Raw genomic sequence first — 22,686 nt, 5'->3', positions numbered from 1 at the left:
CGGATCAGGTTTGAAAGTAGCATAATGGTTATTGGGGGTTCTGTTGTATAATTCTTGAGGGTTTTATACCATTCTTCTGAGTGTCGGTATTGGCTCCTTTATTGTCGCATATACACAGGAGGATATAAATGTTTCATCCCGATCTTTGTTGAAACAAAAATATATGTTTATGAATAAGCGTCAATTTGCTTCTTTCCTTCCTGCCCTATTTTCTTTTATTATTATCGCGGTTTCTTGCCAACAGGGTCCTCAAAGTTCATCGGGAACAGATCATGAAAAAAATGATTCTAGTTCTGTGAAAGCTACTGCTGCCCCGGTAGATAAAGGGTATGCAGAAGTTAATGGTTTAAAGATGTATTATGAAGTTTATGGAAAGGGTCAACCAATCGTGTTATTACATGGATCATTTATGACCATTCCGCTAAACTGGTCAAAGGTTATTCCTCAATTGGCCGCTAACAGGCAAGTAATTGTTGCAGAGATGCAAGGTCATGGCCGGACAAAAGATATAGATAGGGAATTTAGCTATGAAAATATGGCCGACGATGTTTCCGGATTATTAAAGCATCTCAAGGTCGATAGCGCCGATGTACTGGGCTACAGCATGGGCGCCGGGATCGCCTTTCAATTTGCGATTCGCCACCCCGAACAACTTAGAAGGTTGATTGTACTTTCAGGAACATATTCCCATGATGGATGGTGGCCCGATGTAGAAGAAAGTTTTAAGCATATGAATGCGGAGATGTTTAAAGGATCCCCTATAGAACAGCAGTATGATAGCCTTGGAAATGATCCTGCCCAATTCGAAAACTACATTAAAAAAATCATCAGTGCAGATACTAAATCCTATGACTGGACTAAAGAAGCCAAAAACATCAAGGCTCCCATATTTATGATCATCGGTGATGATGACGGTGTTAGATATGAACATGCAATAGAACTGTTCAAAGCTAAGGGCGGCGGCAAAATGGGAGATCTTCATGGACTACCGGCATCACGTTTAGCCATCCTTCCCGGTACGACCCACATCGGTATGATACAACACGCCGACTGGTGGATCCCCATGGTAACCGATTTCCTTGACTCTGACCTCAGCCCCACCCCACCAATGACATTCTAACCCCCACGGAATAATCAAAATTGAAATTGAAATTATAACTATAGTGATAAAATAATAAAAACAACTTCAGTTAAACACATTTCCGACCCCTGGGCCCCTGGGAATACAGGGAACACTGGGAACACTAGAAAATCCGTGAAATCCATAAATCCCTAAAAAATCCGTGAACAAAAATGGCGTTCCACCACAGGAACGCCATTCAATTATAATTTAATACTTCAAATCAGTGAACGATGTTGGTTTAGCCTCTCAGCGCCTCTAATTTCTTCTTGACAGCATCTACTTTATCATTTTTAGATTTGATGGCATAGATTTTTTGCAAAGCAATCAAACAGTTTTCGTAAGTAACACGATCATTTGGATCGATGTTCGCGCCTTGCGCTGTGAATGCTTCATCAGCTTTCTCAAAATACGGCAATGCTTGATCCATCAATGATTCAACCTTAGCTTGCAATTCCTTAGCCTTAGGAGAGCTCAAGTCCTTACTAGCCATGTTATTAATTTCCTTATTAAAATTAACGGCGCGGTTGAAATACAGCGCACCTAATTGGAAGTTAGCAGTGGCGTCATTAGGATTTAATGCCAATGCTTTCTTGTAATTAGTTTCCGCTTTACCAATCAATTCTTCATAGTTAGCGGGGCGAGGTAAATCGTTTCCAGTTTCATCGCGGGGGTTAGCCACGTTATCCAGGCGGATTGCGTAATCCAATACAACTTCGAAGTCATTCGGATTGTCGGCCACTTTTTTATCCAGCATGCTTAACAATTCAGACGTTTTACCGGTTTTGGAATAATAAATCATTTCCATATCGTTAAAACGTTTGTCATCCGGGAACAAAGATTTACCTTGCTCGATGGTTTTCAACCAATTAGCATTATCACCGCGCTCTTCATATTGCTGTGCAAGGATCACGTACAATGCGGGTTCGCCTTTGTATTGCAGGTCAGCTGCTTTTTTCAGATTTTCGAAAGCCTTATCTTTTTCACCTGCTTGGTTAGCAACATAGCCGGCATAAAAAACCATGGCAGTATCTTCAGCGATGGTACCGCTCAATTCCTTACTATTCGTAAACTCTTTAATTTGAAAAGCCTTATCGAAATCAGCAGAAGCTTCCGCCCATTTCTGATCATTCAGGTACCCGTAAGCAGAGTTACCCACGGTTGCGTACAAGTTAAATAAACGGTTGTACAAATCGAGAACAGCTTCGGTGTATTTCGGGTTCAACTCCAATGCCTTTTTAAAGGCGCTGAAAGCTTCCATAGACTGTGGAACACTTTTATCTTTGATAGCCAAAGCTTCCAGGATTTTACCTTTCAAATACCAAGCTCTTACATCATCTTTCGTTTTGTCGTGTTGAAGGGCAAGATCGATGTCCTCGTTAGCTTTGTCGTACTCTTTACTATTGTAGTGATTCTCAGCGCTGTTAACTTTAGAACGTTGAGCTATCGCACCGAGCGTAAGACTACATAAGAGAAGAGATACAATGATTCTTTTCATGTTAGCCAGATTTTGTTTTTAGTTAGCAGTTAAATTAATGAATTTTTGTATTTATTTAAATAGGGCCGACTAAAAAGTACCTTTGACTTCGCTACACGCTACGTCTGAGTGAGTTTTTAATACAAAACTCTTCCTTTTTAGTCGGCCCCAACTATTTATGGGTAAATTAGTACTTAGATTACTCGCTTACAGGAGTTTCCCCTGTGTTCTCCCCGTTATCGGTAGTACCGGCTTCTTCATTATTACTTGCAGCACCGGGAGCATCCCCGTTTTCAACAGCCTCCTGGTCCAATAATTCTTCTTCCTCTTGTTCTTCCAGCTTGGCAACCGCGGCAATTGCATCAGAATCATCCAACCGGATCAGGCGAACGCCTTGCGTAGCCCTACCAGCTTCACGGATATCTGCTACTGCCATACGGATCGTGATACCGGACTTACAAGTAATCATCAAATCATTACTTTCCGTAACATCCAAGATACCGATTAATTTACCTGTTTTTTCCGTGACGTTAATGGTTTTAACACCTTTACCGCCCCTATTTGTAATCCTGTATTCTTCGATATGGGTACGTTTCCCGTAACCTTTCTCAGAAACCACCATCACCGTACGCGTGTTGTCATCTTTAGCTACACAAATCATACCAACTACTTCATCGGACTCATTTCCGACCTCGATACCACGTACACCGATCGCACCGCGGCCGGTATCGCGCACCGTTGTTTCCGGGAAGCGGATAGCCCTGCCACTCTTAACGGCCATCATAATTTCGCTTTTGCCGTTCGTTAACCTGGCTTCCAGCAATTGATCACCTTCGTTGATAGTGATCGCGTTTACACCGTTTTGACGAGGGCGGGAGAATTCTTCCAGCAAGGTTTTCTTGATGATACCCTTCTTCGTACAAAGTACGATATAATGATTATTGATATAATCTTTATCGCCTAAATCCTTGATATCAATAATTGCCCTGATCTTATCTTCACCCGGCAAGTTAATCAGGTTTTGTATGGCTCTACCCTTTCCAGATTTTTCACCATCGGGAATTTCGTAGACTTTCAACCAATAACAACGTCCCTTCTCTGTAAAGAAGAGCATCGTATGGTGGGTGGAAGCCACGAATAAGTGCTCGATATAATCTTCATCACGGGTCCTGCCACCGATGGCGCCACGGCCACCGCGCTTTTGCTGGCGGTAATCATCAGCCGAAGTACGCTTGATATAACCTAGGTGGGAGATGGTAATTACTACATCTTCTTCCGCGATGATATCTTCCATGCGCATCTCGCTGGCAAGGTATTGAATTTCAGTTTTGCGTTCATCACCGAAGCGTTTCTTCACATCTTCCAATTCTTCCTTGATGATACCGAAACGTAAACCTTCATCGGCCAAAATATCTTTACATTTCTGGATGAATTTCATCACTTCTTCAAATTCTTCCCGGATCTTATCGCGCTCCATGCCGGTCAAACGTTGTAAACGTAATTCCAGGATCGCCTTGGCTTGCAATTCTGTTAACCCGAAGTTACCCATCAAACCTTCACGGGCAATGTCCGGGGTGGCAGAATTTCTAATCAAGCTAATTACTTCATCCAGATGATCCAAAGCCACGAGGTAGCCTTGCAGGATATGGGCCTTTTCTTCGGCCTTCTTCAACTCGAATTTCGTTCTCCTCACCACAACTTCGTGGCGGAAATCGATAAATTCTGCGATCATCTCCCTGATATTCAAAATACGCGGGCGACCTTTAACGAGCGCCACGTTATTGATACCGAAGGAAGTTTGTAACTCTGTGTATTTATATAACTGGTTGATGATAACATTCGGGATCGCGTCACGTTTCAGGTCGATCACGAGGCGGATACCTTCACGATCAGATTCATCGCGTACATCCGAGATACCTTCGATCACCTTATCATTTACCAACTGAGCAATTTTCTGGTGTAAAACAGCCTTATTGATCTGGTACGGCAATTCGTAAATCACCAATTTTTCCTTCCCGTTTTTACCGGTTTCAGAAGTGATTTTACCCCTTACTACTACCCTTCCATGGCCGGTTTCAAAACCTTGCTTCACCCCTTCAAAACCGTAAATGACGCCACCGGTAGGAAAATCCGGCGCCTTGATGTGCTGGATAATTTCTTCAACGGTAATGTCCCTATTATCCACGTAAGCGACACAGGCATCCATTACTTCGCTCAAGTTGTGGGGCAAAATATTGGTAGCCATCCCTACGGCGATTCCGGAACCGCCATTCACGATCAAGTTGGGAATACGGGTTGGCAATACGATAGGTTCTTCGAGCGTGTCGTCGAAGTTGAGGGAGAAGTCTACCGTATCTTTATCGATATCCTCCAGCATGGCCTCCGCCAGCTTAGTCATCCTCACCTCGGTATAACGCATTGCAGCCGGCATATCACCATCGATAGAACCGAAGTTACCCTGCCCATCGATGAGCTGGTAACGCATCGACCAAGGCTGTGCCATGCGGACCATGGTAAAATAAACGGCAGAATCACCATGCGGGTGATATTTACCGAGTACCTCACCAACCACACGGGCAGATTTCTTATGGGGTTTGTTGTGGGTATTGCCCAGTTCGGACATACCGAACAAAACACGGCGGTGTACGGGTTTAAAGCCATCTCTAACGTCAGGCAAAGCACGGCCAACAATTACAGACATCGAATAATCGATATAAGCCGTTTTCATTTGCTCCTCGATATTGATCTGTACAATTTTGCCTTCCTGCTGATTGTCCGAATTCTCTATCATTAGTTATTGGTTTACAGGTTTTTCTGCTACAAAATTTGATCTGCAAATATACGCTTTTACCCCGTATTTTTGCGGCTTTCGGGATGAAATGTGAATAAATACTTAGCCCCGTGGCAACCTAGATTTTGGCGAGCCTAAAAACGGGAAAATAAATTAATTACGTTAATTTCGTTATATCTCGATTTATTATGCAATATTTAAATTTATTAATATATACCCCGGTTTATATTTTGGCAAGAGATTTGCATGCAACAACATGAAAATCAATCATCTTTTTGAACGATAAACGGATTCCAGCTCTCGAATGTTTTTCCTATTTTCGAACTTTCGTTGCATCCCGTTGTTAGTTCCTGTAAATATTTAACCATTTTCTATAAGAATATTATATGAAGCATGTTCTATTGTTTGGTGCAGGGAAATCTGCAACTTGCCTTATAGACTATTTATTGGCGAATGCCCCCAAATACAAATGGCATCTCACGGTAGTTGATAGTGACCTACTCTTGATAAAATCGAAGATCGGTAAATCATATTACGCAAGCCCGGCAGCTATTGATATCAAAGATCAAGCAGAAAGACAAAAGTTGATCCAGGAAACCGATCTTGTTATTTCTTTATTGCCGCCACATCTGCATATTACAATCGCGAAAGATTGCCTTAAGTTCAAGAAAAATTTACTGACCGCGTCTTACATCGACCCGGAAATATCTAAGCTGGCCAAGGATATCGAAGATGCCAACTTGCTATTCATGTATGAAATGGGGCTCGACCCAGGTATCGATCATATGTCCGCGATGAAATTGATCCATTCCATCGAGAAAAAAGGGGGCCAAATATTTTCCTTCAAATCTTACTGCGGTGGGCTGGTTTCCCCCGATAGCAATGATAACCCCTGGGAGTATAAGATTTCTTGGAACGCGAGGAATGTTGTGCTGGCAGGTAGCTCTGGCGCTATTTACCGCGAAAAAGGTAAAATAAAGGAGCTGGGCTACAAACAATTGTTTGATCATAATAAAACGGTCAATATTCCGGGCCTGGGCAAACTCGCTTTTTACCCGAACCGGGATTCCCTGAACTATATCGACTTATACAACCTGCAAAACATACCCACTTTCATGCGGGCAACACTCCGCTATCCCGACTTTTGCGAAGGGTGGAACGCCTTGATTAAGTTGGGATTAACCAAGGATGCCGATAAATTTGATACAAGTAATTTATCGTTCTTAAAATGGTCTACCAGGGCGGTAAAAATGGATAAATCCCTCACTATTGAAGATAACATGGCGAATTTTTTAGGCGTGACCGGGAAGTCCAAAGTCATCAAGCAGCTGAAGTTTTTGGGAATTTTCAGCGAAGAATTGATTAACTTAGGAGATAAGAACGATGCCGAGATTTTGCAGCATGTCTTGGAAAACCAGTTGAGAATGGAACCCCATGATAAGGATATGATCGTGATGTTACACGAGATAGACTTCGAGAGAAGGGATCTGAATACCAAGATGCAGAGCTACATGATTGTTCAAGGAGAAGATAACCTCCGTACCGCCATGGCGAAAACCGTTGGCCTCCCGCTGGGCATCTTAGCAAAGATGGTTTTGTTGGATAAAGTGGACTTGAAAGGTTTGCATATACCGGTACTCCCCAGTATCTACAATCCCGTGCTGAAAGAATTAGAAGAACACGATATCAGGTTCGAAGAAATTTTCGATTAATCCATTTTACCAGGAACATACATTATTATTTCCTATGACACCCTTGTCTTAAGAGAAGATTGTTTATTGTGAAAGGAAAAGAGGTCAACCAGATACCAAGGTTGACCTCTTTTTATAAATTCCCTTCTACCCCGGCCATTTTACACGCGCGGAACCGGGAAATACCTATGATTTTCTCACCCGTTATTTCTTCAGCAAACCGCTGATTAAAGAAATAACAAATAATACGATGAATATAAAAAACAAGATTTTAGCTATGGAAGCCGCCCCTGCAGCGATTCCGGTGAAACCAAAGATAGCAGCAGCTATCGCGATCAATAGGAAAATGACTGTCCAACGTAACATAACTTTTGGGTTTTTAGGGTGAATAAATTCTACAAATTCTGGCCGCTTCTAATATTTATATAACGGTTAACTAGTTAATTTGGATTAATTAATGCAGGAACAATGCCAAATTTTTCATCCGGGTGCAACTTTTTGCTTTACCGGTCGTCTTTACTACATGGCATACCGAAAAAACATTTGACTATGGAATTTTTTCAACAACTTCTGGAAGCTAACGGTCAATTTCAATACCAAGCGAAGAGCTTCAGCCTAAAGTTGCCGGGCGGTAGGGTGCGGTATCATTGGAATGAAGTGAGTACAATTTTTGGCGGGCAGGATAACGAAGTAAGTTCCGGGGATTTATATGTAGATCTATTTTTTAAAGACGGTTCCCAGGTGCGGGTAAAGGAAGAGATGGAGGGATGGTACCGCTTTTTAAAAGAGTTGGTGGCACACTTTCCAGGCTTGGAACCCGATTGGGATATTGATATTTCCTCACCTATTAATCAATCCAATTTAACTTTACTATACGATAAATTGAAACGAAGTATGCCCAGGGCATTAGAAGATTGTTACGATCTGCCGCTTATTTAGTTCCGTGGTGATGTTCGAGTGATGAAAGGCTTTCATTCAGCCAATTATTGTACCACTCGTTAAAATTAACCCTTTCCGATGCCGGGTATTGCAGCGGGTATAACCCGTTTTCATTGGCCCTGTCATCCACCCAAATATTACCGCTTTCTTCCCCGCAAACAACTAAAATATAATAAACACCACCCCCTTGGTAGCTAATTCTCATGGTACCTGACAGGAGATCATCATCGTAATAATGTGTTTCCCAAAACTGGTAGCCGGGGCTTTCATAAAAGTGTTCATCATTCATATCAAATTCCATTTCCATATTCCAAGGCCTGTTGTGCGGGAATGGCGTGGAAAGAAAATGATCATGAACGGCAATATCTACGCACCATTTCTCAATTGGAAGTATACCGTACCCGGGACCTGCACCACCGTTCCCCATATTTATAAGAAATTGGCGGTAATCTGCGGGTAAATGCACATTATATTGAGCTTCGAACGCCGCTACAGTTTTTTCACATAGAGTTCTATTGAGTTTATAATGATGCGCAATGGATCCAAAAACCCGGTAACGGACTTTGCGGAAAAGCCGCCACCCATCCTTCCGCTTAAGATAAGCTAGCTTGGTGGCTAATTCTTGCGTTTTCATTGTTATAAAATGTGATATTGATAAGCCTGTCCCTAAAGTAGCTGTTGTTTTCACATCATTCAATTTTTGGTCGGCAAATTAATTTTGATCATTTTTCCAATTATACTCCTTGGCAACGGTATATACGATTTCCTTGAATATCCGGTCATTATCCGAGTTGATCATAATAATCAACCCTTTGCCCGTTGACAGGCTGCCGCAATAAAAGGAACGGAAACCTTCATTTCCGCCACCGTGGTTAAAAAAGGGCGTTCCTCCCCATTTAGAGAGAAATACTCCTAAACCCACGTTAGAGTCTGCCAAGTAAGGACTAAGCATTCTTTTGGCCGTTGCCTGCTTTATAAATCCCCTTTTTTTATTATAAGATTGTTGCACTGCTATGATAAACTTTGCTAAGTCAGTAGGTGTGGTCCACAGTCCCGCCGCAGCTTGCTCTGGATAAATATGATATTTCCCCGCTACCGCTTTCCCTGTTACCCTGTACCCTGTGGCTGCACCAGCTCTCCAAGCTTCTGGCAAAGGTTGCTGGAAAGTACTGTTTGACATCCGTAAGGATTTCAACACTTTTTTATCCAAAATAGTTGAATAGGGAGCCTTAAAAATTTCTTCTAAAATCTCCTGGACCACGGTAATTCCTCCACCGGAGTACCTAAACTTGCTACCCGGCGCAGCGATAAACTTGATGGGCTGGTTATTGGCAAACCCGGTTCCGTTCAATATATCTACCGTGGTAGCCGGCCTCGGTTTGCCTTCTTCGTAACCCGAAAAACCGCTAACATTTAACCCTGCACTATGACTTAAGAGTTGCGCTAAGGAAACGGTGGAATCTTTAAATTTATCGCCTTTCGGCAAAGACCAACGCTGCATATACTGATCCACGTCATTATCCAGCGATAATTTCCTGGCATCCACGCATTTCATGACGCATAATGCATTCAGGGATTTACTGATAGATGCCGCCTGGAACAAGGTTCCGGGGCTGGCCAAAATCTGTTCATCAATATCTGCATACCCGTATGCCTTGGCCCATTCCAACTTTCCATCGTTGATTACGGCGATAGATAGTCCTTGAACTTTATAATAAGTCATACGTTCCGTAAGGGAAGCATACCCGGTAATAGAATCCGTTTTGGGCAAAAAAATGGCCAAATGCGATTCAATCGTATTGATATGCTTTTGGATGGAATCCTGGAGTTGTTGTTTTCTTAATTTCCTCCCCTGTCCTGAAACAATCGAAAAATTAACAATCGATAATGTAAATAAGATTCCTAGCAGATAAATAAATCTCGTCGAAACGCGGTGCATGACTCTAGTCCTAAATAATTTTCTGTAATCTTAGTTAAATTAATTCCTTGGCAGTTACACGGCTAATATGAGTAAATATACACTTGGCAACACCTTGAACTTAAAGATAGTAAATATAATGTCAAGTGTTCCTAACCCGCCTTTCCATTCCCCTGCAAATACTGAACTATGATTAATATACTATTAGTTTTAACGAATTTAAAACCATACTTCGTCTTTGTATAACAAAACCCCACAAATTTTAACAGTAGTGGTATTTTTCGCGGGGCATTTTCTTTCGCCGGCTAACTTGTACTGATCTTCAGTGTATTACCATATCTTTTGGTAAAAAATCTTTATCCTTTAATATTTGAACAACTGCTAATAATGTAAACTCCACCTGGTCCAGTTCCTGGATCGTTTTAAATGCGCCGTCGGGACTCACCAGGAGGTCAGCGCCCTCTTCGATCGGCATCAAACCCTTAAATTGTTCCTTTTGCGTAGCGTTGAGGCTCAAAGTTATAAAAGATAATAATAATTTAGGTTTGGCCGGGTTGCTAAACAGGTAAGTATGGTACCCGTTCACTTTTCCCTGCTTGACTTCTTGTACCAATAAAGTCACGCTGTTCCCTCCCATCTTAACATTTTTAAAGCCATACTGTTCACAGAACTTTTTCACTGCCGGGTGATTGAACAGCTTTGCTTGCCTCCTGTATACCAGGTAGCCCCGAAGGTAAATTAGGCCCGACACGAATAGCCCCCCTATAACAGCAACGGCAGCTACATTTAAAACATTATAAGGCTGGCCTTTCTTATTTATTAAGTATTCCAAACTCAACAAGAGCGCGAAGCCGATAAAGCCGATCAAAGCAACGATGCTTAGCTGCTTGGTATTATTTATGAATAATCTTCCCATAATATATTTGGCAAATGTACAGGTTCTTATAAAACAGGGCATAAAAAAACGGCCACGATGGACCGTTTTTTTCTCACAATGGGGGTTGGCAATTAAAAATATAGGGATTAAATAGTGCCTATTATTTTATTTCACCTTCACAAATTTCGTTTTATACTGAAGTCCTTCTGCACCAACGATATGAACAAAATACATACCTGCGGGCAAAGCAGATACATCTACCTGCCCCTGCCAGTTATCCGAAGCAGAGCCGATAACTTGCTTTATCACCGGTACGCCTTTATTATCGTAGATCCAAAGGGTTGCGTCTTTTATCGTGTGCGTTTTAATCTGCAACCTGATATATTCTACAGCAGGGTTCGGAAATAAATTAACTTCTAAAGTATTATCCAGGTTGAGGACTTCAACCACGATAGTATTTTTAGCTACAAGGTTGCCATTGTCCGTAACAGCCAGTTCAACCGTGTATTTACCTACTTTCGTAAAGTTAATACTTGCCTTAGCGGCTGTTGGAGTGCTGATAATGGCTGATGGATCACCCTCAAGTATCGTCCACTCATATTTTACAATAGAACCGTCAGGATCATAGGAAGCCGTACCATCGAGTGAGGCGCTTCTCTCGGATAAGCTGATCGTGATATTTGCTCCCGGGATACTAACCGGCGGCTTGTTAGCCACGGCATTCACCGTAACTTTTACCTGGTCTTTCGAGCTTGCTCCATTATTATCTTTCACCGTTAGCTCAAATATGTATTCACCTTCCGCCAAACCGCTAACTTGCGTGCTGGCATTAGATGGACTACTGATTGTGATCGCGGCGCCGCTAATCTTAACCCAACTGTATGAAACAATGGAACCGTCCGGATCTGAAGAAGCTGTACCGTTAAGCGTGACGCTGTTATTTGGTAAAGTGATAGACTGGTTGCTCCCCGCGTTGGCTACCGGCGCCTGGTTGGAGACAGCTTTGACCACCACGGTAATATTATCCGTTGCAGTAGCGCCATTATTATCTTTCACGGTCAGCTCAAAAACATATGTTCCTTCTACCAAACCGTTGATACTCGTAACGGCAGCATTTGGGGTTGCAATATTCACAGCTCCCCCGCTCACTTTGCGCCATGTATAGCTCGCGATGGTTCCATCCGGATCATTGGACTGCGAACCGCTTAAGGTAGTACTATTAGTAGGTAAAGTTATCGTGATATCGTTGCCCGCTTTCGCTACCGGCGCTTGGTTGGCGGCAGCTTGTACCGTGATTTTCACCTGGTCTTTCGCCGTTGCACCATTATTATCTGTAACGGTCAATTCGAAAACATACGTTCCTGTTGTTAGTCCTGTTACACTTGTTGAAACGGAGTTTGGAGCATTTATATATGCATTTCCGCCGCTCACTTTTGTCCAGGAATAGCTTAGGATAGATCCGTCACTATCGGACGACTGATCTGCATTGAGTGTTACACTATTTGTTGGTAAGCTGATACTTTGGTCGGCGCCAGCGTTTGCAACCGGGGCTTGGTTAGTAGCGGGTAGTACGGTAACAGAAACTTTGTCGGAAGCCGTTGCCCCGTCATCATCTTTGACTGTCAGTTCAAAAACATAAGTACCTGCTTCCAAGCCGGTAACCGCTGTTTGCGCTGCCGTTGTTTGAACGATATAGGCATTCCCCCCGCTAATTTTATTCCAAGAATAACTTACGATGCTGCCATCACTATCAGTAGAAGCAGTACCGTTTAGGTTAATGCTGTTCGTGGGTAAGGTGATCGATTTATCATCTCCCGCATTAGCAACGGGCGCTGTATTTTGACTGGATTGAACGGTAACTGTTACCTGGTCTTTCGCGGTAGCCCCCTTATCATCTGCCACGGTTAGTTCAAACACGTAAGTACCGGCAGACAAGTTACTGATTAATGTCTTGGCGCTATTAGGATTGGCAATTGCATAAGAAGGTCCGCTTACCTTTTTCCAAGTATAAGATTGTATGTTACCATCCGCATCGTAGGACTTGCTACCGTCTAATGTTGTACTAGCTGCCGGCAAAGTGATTGTAATATCATTTCCCGCGTCAGCAACCGGAACTTTATTCGGTTCTGGTTTAACGATTACGTTTACATCGGCAGTATCCTTGGCTCCACCGTTATCAGTCACTATTAATTGAAAGCTGTAAGTTCCTTCTACCAGGCCGGAGATCGCGGTAAGCGCGGCTTGTTTATTTTCAAAAGTGGCTGTATTGGGTCCGGCAACCTGGCTCCATAGGTAACTTTCTACAGTGCCATCCTGGTCTTGCGAAGCCTCGCCGTTTAAAGATGCCGTATTTGTAGGTAATGTTATCGTAATATCGGTCCCGGCATTCGCGATCGGCGCTTTATTAACCGCGGGATTCACGGTAACCGAAACCTGGTCTTTCGCGGTAGCACCATCGTTATCAGTAACAGTGACTTCAAAAACATAAGTACCCACGGTTAAACTGTAAACGGGTGTTTTAGAAGCATTCGGCAAAGAAAATGTTGCCGTACTGGGGCCGCTGATTTGCTGCCAGGAAAAAGTTTGAATGAAGCCGTCCGCATCCGTTGATGATACGGCATCTAAAGTTACCGTATTTGTTGGCAAGGTAATCGTTTGATCGCTTCCAGCATTAGCTACCGGCGCTTTATTAGCCGCGGGATTCACGGTCACTTTTACCTCTACCGTATTACTGGCATTATCATCATCAGTTACTGTTAGGCTGAAGGTATAAGTTCCTTCTACCAATTTGCTGACAAGGGTTTTATTGGCAGCAGGACTAGCTATGGTAGCAGTACCTGGGCCACTGACCTGTTTCCAAGCAAATGCTTTGATCGTTCCATCCGGATCTGATGAAGCGCTACCATCAAGGGTAACGGATTCATCCGGCAAAGTAATAGTGATAGCTCCACCGGCATTGGCTACCGGCGGTTTATTTACCGGCGTGGAACCGGAAACAAACTCATATGCACCGATATCAAACGCGCTGCCCGATGGGCGGGCGTTATTATCCAAGTCGATATTAACTCCGTAAGTAGCGGCGTTATAACCTTTATCCACAGCGGGGGAAGATGCAGTCAAATGGAAATCATTTCCACCTGCATTTACAAACTTGGCATCAGCGATATTGGCGATATTGAGATTGTTCCCGGATGTATAATCTACGGTATTCGAAATATTAATGTATGCACTGGAGCTCGTTCCGGCGCCAGGAGCAACGACCAGGTTATTATAAAAAAGGTTACCTTTTCCCACCGTTCCTTTAGAGTTAAAAAAGGCAATACCTGCACGTCCAGACCGGATTACCGTGTTATTAAACATGTAAACACGGATACCTTTATATAAGTAATTCGTAGGCTTATCATCAACTAAAATAGCATCCTGACCTGCGCTGGTACCATCAAAACCAGCATCGATCACGAGGTTATTGTACACTTTCACGAGATCGCCACCGAAGATCTGCATCCCGTTACCAGTTCCTTTTTCCACGATATTGTTATAAACGCTGCCCACGCTTTCACCACCGAAGATGATACCTGCTTGTTGGCTGCCTTTATTTTCCAAACCGTAATTACTAACGTAGTTATCATGGATGTAAGCGCCTTCCGGGGCAGCTGAAAGCTGTATACCATCCCAACCCGTGTTATTGGTGATACAGTTGTAAATCTCGACATTGTAAATCCTGGGCGGCGGGATCATTTTGGTGACGCCGTCGCAAGTAACCTCCATCCCGTTCTGCGCCGTATTACCGATATACATCCCTTCCCCGAGTACATCATGAATATACAAGTCGTGAAACTTGATATTTCTTATTTCGAAGTTGGGATACCAGTTATTAGGATCGCAATCGGGATTTACCTTGCAGAGCATTCCCGCTTCCGCGTGGGAAATTTCAATATGATCTACTTCATAATCACTACAACCTTTACCCGCGGCAAAACCGCTAGACAAATAGGTGCCCGTAGTACTTACAACGAAGCCGTATTTATCGGTAGTACCGGTACCGGTGATTTTGAAAAACTTGGCATTATTGAAATTGATCCCGTAATTTCCCCCGTCACCTACAAACACCTGGCCGCCACAGTTAATAAACGTGATCGGTTGTGCCGCGGTTCCCGAGAAATTAAAGAATTGAATGTATTTATATTTACCTGCTTTAATACAAACCCTATCCCCGGGTTGCACACCCCTGCTGGACAGATCCACGTAAATCCCCCCGTCCGAATCAGGCCCAAACTCGAAATCACAATCGCAGCTTCCCGGCTGGGTCGTGGCTTCTGCAACCGTAACACTAACGTTGGCAGTAGCAGTCTTACTTTGATTATCAGTTACCGTTAAGGAATACAGGTATGTTCCTGCGATCAATCCACTGATGTTTGTGCTAGCGCTGTTCGGGGATGCGATAGCGCTCGTATTGGGACCGCTGACCTGTTGCCAAGCATACTTTGAAATACTTCCGTCCGGATCGGAAGAGCCGCTCCCGTTTAATGTTGTACTCGCTGTAGGTAATTGCAAGCTGATATTCTGGCCGGCATTGGCGATGGGCGCTTGATTAGAAGCAGCGTTTACTGTAACCGTCTTGGAAGCTGTAGCAGTGGCTCCATCATCATCTGTCACCGTAACGCTGAAGGTATAAGTACCAGCAATAAGTCCAGAAGCTGTAGCCTTGGATGTATTAGCATTGGAGATGCTAGCAGTATTGGGTCCGCCAGTTTGTTTCCATGTAAATGATACGATAGAACCATCGGCATCAGAGGAAGCGGAGGCGTCCAGTACCAGCGAATTTGCCGGTAATGTTACCGTAGCGCTGCCACCGGAATTAGCAACCGGGGATTGGTTGGCCGGGGTTGTACTCCCCGCCCTGCTAAACCCCAACATCCACTCGTAAATATTTGGATTTAGATAAGTATGATCAGCGGAATAAGCGCGATCCCATACGGCAGAACTATGCCCCATCCCGGCATAGGTCGTAAGTTTCGGCGCCGTCTTGGGATTACATGCGTTGATACGATCTATATAATCTAGTGTAGTGCCGTAAAAAGAGTCCTGGTCACCGCATAAAGTCCATACCGCGACATTATTTTGTGCGATGTTACATAATCCCGAAGGGTCATCGATCGGGGCAGCGCTAACCGGCACTATAGCTGCAATTTTGCTACTATAGGTCATATTAGCGGCCACGTAACCCCAAACAGCAAATCCCCCGGCGCTTAACCCCGTGAGATAAATGCGATTTTCATCGATCCTGTATTTGCTGATAATATCTTTCAAAATGGCATCTACCATGGCAGGCTTTGTCCAACCGTTATCGGGATTCTGCGGGCAAACGGTAATTAACTTCTCCGTTTTGCCATTCACGACGAAATCCATCTTGGCGCCGTTGGCAATAGCTTTCGGTAAGCCTTGGTTCAAAACGACATCCAAGTTGGTACCTCTTTCACCGATACCGTGAAAGAAAATTACTAAGGGATACTTTTCGGAAGTGCTATTATAATCTCCAGGTAGGTGTAGCCATGCGCCAGTAGTACCGCCACTCGAATTAGTCGAGACGGTAATCTTCGTCTGGTCGCCCTGGGCTAGGACATTTAAGTGGGACAGAATACAAAAAATGCATAACCCAATACAAGATTGTATTTTGGTTCGTCCCCGGTTAAGAAGGTTCTTCACTAGATGGTTAATTTTTAGTAGGTAAAGACTATGGCTTTTTCAATAATAGATTATAAAAAACCTCAACACGTCGAACGTATGCAAAGTTAACCTGGAAATTGATACAATGTGTGGAATAAATGCATTTTACATATATAATTTTTTTAATAACTTATTAATACTTTATATATGTATAATATTAACAAACAATTATTTAATTAAAATAACATATTAATATTATGTTTATATTGACAATTTTAATGAATTATTTTTAATTACAATACCTATATTTTTTTAACCTGCTGCAATAATATCGCAGTCATTTTAAAACCCCGTCTAAAAGTCCCCGGCTTAGTCACGGTTAACAAGGTGCTTATTTAGCATCCTGGTAAGCTTCGTATAGGCTAAAATGCCCTTTACAGATGCTGAACTGGAAGTTTCGGGTCGTTCGAAATTAAAACGGTGCAATATCTTGGGAGAAATATCTTGTTTATGATTTGCGGTTCCAAATACCAGGTCCAATTTTGGATCTGTTCCAGTGAGCAATTCGTTGAAAAACTTCTTGCTAACGCCGCTATCATAATGTGGGAACGCGAAGATTTTATAAGGCAAATTGAACCGCTCTACCAGGGGTGTGACGCTCCCCAAAGTTTGATGTATTTGTTCTTCGTAAGAAATCATGTCATAATAAGGGTGATCGATGCTATGCCCCCCTATCTCGAAGCCTTTCCGCACGATATCCCCAACTTGATCCCAGGTCATAAACGGACGCGCTGATTTTAAGTATGCTTCCCAATCGAGCCCCAGTATCTTGCCTAATTCGTCTGTAATTTCCTTCCTTGGGTACTTAATATTGTAAATAGCTTCCCGGGTATCTTCTAAATTACTGCCGCGTGGTATCTCCAAGACATCACAGATTAAATTTAAATTCACTTCTTGATAATTATTGATATGCAATGCATCAATAATCAAGCTGATCTTCAGTTTGTAAAACAGTTCTTTATTATCGAGGAATGCCGGGTTTAAGAAAAATATTGCCGGGATACCTTTCTTCTCAAGCAAGGGGACGATTATTTCCGCCACTTCCCTGAACCCGTCATCGAAAGAAAGGCAAAAAGAACGCTTGGGCAAGGGTGAAGCTTCGTTTATATGCCGGATGATCTGCTCTGCTGTTAGCGGTTGAAAATTCTTGGCTAATACATCTAAATCCTTCTCAAACGCTTTCACGTTTTTAAAGGGATACAAGTTCCTTACATGCGGCACGGCTTGATCGCTGACAATATGCTGGTACGGTAGAATGATCCTGTTGGGATTGCTATCCTGCAACCAGTTCATTGGAAGCATATTCACAGCGGAATAAAATAATTTCTTAGCGGGGTTCATAAGTTTAGCCGGGTTTTATTTTGCGCCGTTAAATTAATGAGAATACTTGATAGGGAGAAATATCCTGTCATTTCTTGATCTGTACGTACCTCAGTTCCAATAAATTCATCCCGTTGTTTACCAGGCCTTTTACATTGGGTTGGATGAAACGGATGACCTGGTCGTAAAAAAGCGGTACTACCGGGGCTTCTTCAACAATGATTCGATCCATCGCCCTGTATGCTTCATAACGGCTGCTATCATCGGTTTCCTGCAATGCCTGTTCATAAAGCCGGTCAAACTTGGCATTGGAAAAACGCGTATAATTCGGCGGCGCAGGATTCTTACTATAAAACACGGTCATGAATGATTCTGCATCGGGATAATCCGCAATCCAACTTCCACGGAAAAATGGGACGGCCGATTTAGCGGTGAGATCAATCAAGGCGCTTTTCTGCATTATTTCCACGTTCACTTTTATACCTGAAAAAGATAATTGGTTCGCGACGTAATTTGCCATATCGGCGTACATCGGGATGGAAACCAATTTTATCTCCGGCAAACCTTTCCCCCCCGGAAAACCGGCCGCTGCCAAAAGTTCTTGCGTTTTCACGGGATCATAATGGTAACCGGGTACTTTTGAGGCATCGAACGAAGGGAGACCCATGGGCAGAAACCCGGATTGGGCAGGCGTTCCGATGTTATTCCTTAAATAAGTCATCATCTTCACCCTATCAAACCCGTAATTGATTGCCTGCCTCACTTTCTTCCACCTCAGCGGCGAATGTTTCACGATGGCCAAGTTCGTATCAACAACCATCCCCAGGTATTCCACGTTGAGGTAAAAAGATTTTGAGAGTTGAATTTTCCCTTTCCATTCGGGTTTTAATGCCCCTGACTTCGTTAGTACTTCATCTTTAAACGAAGATTCGATATCGTTAATAAAATCCAGCTTCCCTTGCATAAATAGTAAAAACTCCGTGGCACGGCTATCGGAAAAACTGACTTTTACCGCGTCGATATATGGTAGGCGCCGTCCTAGGCTATCCTTTTCGAAATAATCCGGGTTCTTATGCAAGATGAGCGCCTGCCCTTCGTCCCAAAAGTGGAACATGAAAGGTCCCGTGCCCACGGGGTGTTTCCTAAAATCTTTTCCATACATATTGACCACTTCATAGGGTACGATGGAGCAATACTGCATACTTAATATTCCAAGTATCGGCATGAATGGCTTGTTCAATCGTAATACGAAGGTACTGTCATCCCTGGCAATAAAACCGCTGTCCGGATCCAGTTTACCGTTAAATATCCATGCGCCGGGCGATGCGGTTAAAGGATTTATCACCCTTTTAAAGCTATAAACCACGTCGCCGGCCGTCATCTTCCGTCCCTTTCCACCTTCGAATGCGGGATGATCATGAAAATATACATCATTACGGAGATGAAATGTATAGGTTTTCCTATCTGCCGAGATATCCCATGATTTGGCTAGCGAAGGCTGTATCCTCAACAAGCTATCGGGCTCAACAAGCGTATTAAATATTTGCCTGACTCCCCAAATGATAGCTTGGTTCTTAGCAAATGCGGGATCCAGCGTAGGGATCCCTTCGGGTTGATTATAACGGAAAACGATCTTACCCGCTTGTTTATCTTGCCTGCAAGAGAATAAAATGCAGCAAATCCCAGCCAAGAGGAACAATATCCGTTTATGTATTATGCCAATCCCTGTGTATTTCATTTGCTGTTAAATTAATATCTTTCCAGCTAAAAATATACAGAATACTATGCGTAGGTTGTTATTATCGATATTGGGCGTTGTGTGTTTAGCTATGACGGCTATAGGACAGGAACAGAAATTTACCCGTGCCGATACCTTGAGGGGTAGTATTTCACCGGAACGCAGTTGGTGGGACGTGACTTTTTATGATCTACATGTGGATGTACATCCCGGCGATAGCAGCATCCAGGGCTATAATACCATTCGATTCAAGGTGTTGAAACCTTATAATAAAATGCAGGTTGACCTCCAGGAGCCGTTAAACATTGACAGCGTACTTTACAATGGCAAACAGCTTCAATTTACACGCGATGGCAATGCTTTCTTCCTGGACCTGGTAGAAATGCCCCGAACCGGTAGTATTGAAGATATCACGATCTACTATTCAGGTAGGCCCCGCGTGGCGGTTAGAGCCCCTTGGGATGGTGGTATCGTTTGGGCAAAGGATTCGTTGAACAGGCCATGGATCGCGACTGCCTGCCAAGGTTTGGGCGCGAGCGTTTGGTGGCCCAACAAGGATCATCAATCCGAGGAACCGGACTCCATGCAAATTCATGTAACCGTACCCAAGGATCTCGTAAATGTTTCGAATGGCAGGTTAAGAAATGTTAGCATCAATGATGCTAATGGCACCACCACTTATACTTGGTTCGTTTCCAACCCGATCAATAATTACGATGTGGCTTTGAACATCGCGCATTATAAACATTTTAATGATGCTTACGACGGGGAAAAAGGTAAACTAGATATCGATTACTGGGTATTGGATTACAACTTGGACAAAGCTAAAAAACACTTCAGCGTAGTAAAACCGATGCTGAAATGTTTTGAATACTGGTTCGGCCCTTACCCCTTTTATGAAGATAGTTATAAATTAGTTGAAACACCGCACCTGGGCATGGAACATCAAAGCGCTGTAGCTTACGGGAATAGGTATAAGTTCGGCTATGCCGGCAGGGATTTATCAGGTAGCGGTTGGGGTTTGAAATGGGACTTCTTAATTGTACATGAAAGCGGCCACGAATGGTTTGGCAATAATATAACATCCAAAGATATTGCTGATATGTGGATCCATGAAGGTTTTACAAACTATTCGGAAACATTGTTTACCGAATGCGAATATGGCAAAGATGCTGCAAATGCTTATAACATCGGTAGCAGGAGAAATATTGCGAATGATATTCCCATCATCGGGCAATACGGTGTAAACAACGAAGGTTCAGGCGACATGTATTATAAAGGCGCCAGCATGCTTCATACGATCAGGCAAATCATTGATAACGATGAAGTATTTAGAAATATATTGAGAGGCTTGAATAAAACATTCTACCATCAAACGGTTACCACGCAACAGGTTGAATCTTATATCAATAAAATGTCGAAGATGAATTTTGACAAGGTATTCGATCAATACCTCAGAACTACAGGGGTACCGGTATTGGAATATAAAGTTGATGGTCACAGGTTAAGTTATCGTTGGGTAGCCGATGTTGCGGACTTCAATATGCCGGTAAAAGTGAGCATCAACGGTAAAGATTATAAATTTATTAAGCCGCGAACCGATTGGACGAACATGAAAGTCGAAACATTCAAATCGTTAAAAGTTGATCCAACCTTTTACGTTAAATCAAAAGAAGTGAAATAAATATCCGATAGGATAAAAGTTCAAAATTACGAAGCGGGGAAGCGTTGCAGCTCCCCGCTTTTCTATTCTTACAGAAGTAAATATGCTTTATTGATTGATGAGTTGATCGATTTGCTTGTAAAAGTTACCGGAGCTATAATTGGCCATACCTTCATGATGCAACCGTATATTACCTTGCTTACCTAGTATGACCGTTGTAGGTAGCGAGCCTTGGAAAATTGTTTCCGGGATGTTACCGGCTGGTTTCAAAAAAGGTACCGTGTATTGTTTCTTTTCCATGTAAGCCTTTGCTATCTCTACATTTTTATCGAGGTTGACCGTTATAAAAACAATGTTCTTATTATGCTGGTATTTCTCGTAAAACTGCTGCAAGGAAGGAAATTCGGCGCGGCAAGGTGGGCACCAGGAAGCCCAAAAATTGATAAACACCACCTTCCCCTTCAAATCCTTGATATTTATATATTTCCCGGATGCATCCGTTACGCTAAAGTCAATGGATCCCGGGCTGCTTGGAACATTTTTCTCAATCGAGGGATTCATAATTCCCGTCGCGATTACCTGCCGTAAAAACCAGGCCTTGGCATCAGGACTGACCAATAACAACAGCAGCATACCCATCAAAATGATGCTAACGATATTTTTCTTCAACCACAACTGCAACTTTTCCATTTTAAACCCGTTTTCCGATTAATCCCGAATCAATTTAAAAGCATGGTGCCAAGTCCCTGTTCTAAAACCGTAAGCGCACCAGATTACACAGAGCGCTTCCAGCTCCCTAGAAAACTCTATATTACCCAAATCAATGACATCCGCCCAGCCCCAATGTTTCAAAATATCTGCCACTGCCTGTTTAGCTAATTTATCATTGCCACAAATAAACATCGTGGGAGGACCGTCGTTAAATTTCGGTTCCAACATGCTATCACTGCCGATGGAATTCAGCGCTTTAACTACGTGTGCGCCGGGCAGCCAGGCCTGCACTTGCTCGCCTGCCGAAAGGCTATTATGTAATGCTAGATGTAGTTTACCGTTTTCATCCGGCCCCTTTCCATCCAGCGGGTTCGTAATATCGACAACGATCTTGTGATTAAAGTTCCATACTCCCGCAGATTCAATCACAGCTTGAGTTCCCAACCAATTTGTACATAAAAAGATGATATCACCAAAGATGGCGGCTTCGCTAAATTTCCCCAACTGAACCTCAGCATTTTGTTTCGACAACCAAGCCTGCAAAGCCGGCTTCGACGGGTGATTCGTCCCTATTTTCACCTGGTAACCAATTTTCAAACAAGCACCGGCAATTGCCAAACCCACGTTCCCGGTACCCAAAACCCCAATTTTCATAGCAACTCATTTTTATACCATGAATTTACCGAAAATTCGTGGCTGCAAATACAAAGCAGC

15 protein-coding genes are annotated in these 22,686 nt (G+C 43.1%); 4 read left to right on the top strand and 11 right to left on the bottom strand.

What is annotated here, in order from left to right; translation table 11 throughout:
• The first annotated feature begins 169 nt into the window (after positions 1 to 169).
• On the top strand, positions 170 to 1,120 hold the full coding sequence (locus tag COR50_RS14635; protein ID WP_098196253.1) for an alpha/beta fold hydrolase: 951 nt from the start codon (positions 170 to 172) through the stop codon (positions 1,118 to 1,120).
• Positions 1,121 to 1,361: 241 nt separating this feature from the next.
• Here the strand turns inward: COR50_RS14635 and COR50_RS14630 are convergent, their stop codons facing one another.
• Complete coding sequence (locus COR50_RS14630) at positions 1,362 to 2,618, bottom strand: tetratricopeptide repeat protein (protein ID WP_098194675.1); 1,257 nt, start codon at positions 2,616 to 2,618, stop codon at positions 1,362 to 1,364.
• Between the two features lie 178 nt (positions 2,619 to 2,796).
• Positions 2,797 to 5,388 carry a DNA gyrase subunit A gene (gene gyrA / locus COR50_RS14625; protein WP_098194674.1) on the bottom strand — a complete coding sequence of 864 codons (2,592 nt, stop codon included), beginning with the start codon at positions 5,386 to 5,388 and terminating at the stop codon, positions 2,797 to 2,799.
• A gap of 386 nt (positions 5,389 to 5,774) precedes the next feature.
• Between gyrA and COR50_RS14620 the strand changes: the two genes are divergently transcribed.
• The gene (locus COR50_RS14620) at positions 5,775 to 7,100 is read left to right on the top strand and encodes a saccharopine dehydrogenase C-terminal domain-containing protein (protein ID WP_098194673.1); all 1,326 of its coding nucleotides are present in this window, start codon (positions 5,775 to 5,777) and stop codon (positions 7,098 to 7,100) included.
• A 183-nt stretch (positions 7,101 to 7,283) separates the two neighbouring features.
• Here COR50_RS14620 and COR50_RS14615 read toward each other — a convergent pair whose 3' ends face one another.
• Positions 7,284 to 7,445, bottom strand: coding sequence for a DUF1328 domain-containing protein (locus COR50_RS14615; protein WP_098194672.1), 162 nt, complete (start codon positions 7,443 to 7,445; stop codon positions 7,284 to 7,286).
• 183 nt (positions 7,446 to 7,628) lie between these two features.
• Between COR50_RS14615 and COR50_RS14610 the strand changes: the two genes are divergently transcribed.
• The gene (locus tag COR50_RS14610) at positions 7,629 to 8,018 is read left to right on the top strand and encodes a hypothetical protein (protein WP_098194671.1); all 390 of its coding nucleotides are present in this window, start codon (positions 7,629 to 7,631) and stop codon (positions 8,016 to 8,018) included.
• Here the strand turns inward: COR50_RS14610 and COR50_RS14605 are convergent.
• The 6 genes from COR50_RS14605 to COR50_RS14580 all read right to left on the bottom strand — a co-directional run bounded on the left by COR50_RS14605 (position 8,011) and on the right by COR50_RS14580 (position 19,598).
• Complete coding sequence (locus COR50_RS14605) at positions 8,011 to 8,652, bottom strand: SMI1/KNR4 family protein (protein WP_098194670.1); 642 nt, start codon at positions 8,650 to 8,652, stop codon at positions 8,011 to 8,013. The two genes, COR50_RS14610 and COR50_RS14605, sit on opposite strands and share 8 nt — an antisense overlap.
• Positions 8,653 to 8,730: 78 nt before the next feature.
• Positions 8,731 to 9,957: a serine hydrolase domain-containing protein gene (locus COR50_RS14600; RefSeq protein WP_098194669.1), complete on the bottom strand. Its 1,227-nt coding sequence runs from the start codon at positions 9,955 to 9,957 to the stop codon at positions 8,731 to 8,733.
• A 301-nt stretch (positions 9,958 to 10,258) separates the two neighbouring features.
• Positions 10,259 to 10,852, bottom strand: a complete 594-nt coding sequence (locus COR50_RS14595) for a hypothetical protein (protein ID WP_098194668.1) — start codon at positions 10,850 to 10,852, stop codon at positions 10,259 to 10,261.
• 126 nt (positions 10,853 to 10,978) lie between these two features.
• On the bottom strand, positions 10,979 to 16,519 hold the full coding sequence (locus COR50_RS14590) for a PKD domain-containing protein (RefSeq protein WP_157760888.1): 5,541 nt from the start codon (positions 16,517 to 16,519) through the stop codon (positions 10,979 to 10,981).
• 330 nt (positions 16,520 to 16,849) lie between these two features.
• A complete protein-coding gene (locus tag COR50_RS14585) occupies positions 16,850 to 17,833 on the bottom strand; it encodes a polysaccharide deacetylase family protein (RefSeq protein ID WP_157760886.1) in 984 nt (327 codons plus the stop codon).
• 115 nt (positions 17,834 to 17,948) lie between these two features.
• Positions 17,949 to 19,598, bottom strand: coding sequence for an ABC transporter substrate-binding protein (locus tag COR50_RS14580; RefSeq protein WP_098194665.1), 1,650 nt, complete (start codon positions 19,596 to 19,598; stop codon positions 17,949 to 17,951).
• Positions 19,599 to 19,644: 46 nt separating this feature from the next.
• Here COR50_RS14580 and COR50_RS14575 point away from each other — a divergent pair, with 46 nt between their 5' ends.
• On the top strand, positions 19,645 to 21,282 hold the full coding sequence (locus COR50_RS14575) for a M1 family metallopeptidase (RefSeq protein ID WP_098194664.1): 1,638 nt from the start codon (positions 19,645 to 19,647) through the stop codon (positions 21,280 to 21,282).
• Between the two features lie 87 nt (positions 21,283 to 21,369).
• Here COR50_RS14575 and COR50_RS14570 read toward each other — a convergent pair whose 3' ends face one another.
• A complete protein-coding gene (locus tag COR50_RS14570; protein WP_098194663.1) occupies positions 21,370 to 21,951 on the bottom strand; it encodes a TlpA family protein disulfide reductase in 582 nt (193 codons plus the stop codon).
• 18 nt (positions 21,952 to 21,969) lie between these two features.
• Entirely contained in the window at positions 21,970 to 22,626 is a 657-nt protein-coding gene (locus COR50_RS14565) for an NADPH-dependent F420 reductase (protein ID WP_098194662.1), read from the bottom strand.
• Positions 22,627 to 22,686 lie beyond the last annotated feature (60 nt).

It is taken from the genome of Chitinophaga caeni (assembly GCF_002557795.1).
Lineage (GTDB): Bacteria > Bacteroidota > Bacteroidia > Chitinophagales > Chitinophagaceae > Chitinophaga > Chitinophaga caeni.
This window is presented reverse-complemented; position numbering and strand designations above follow the sequence as displayed.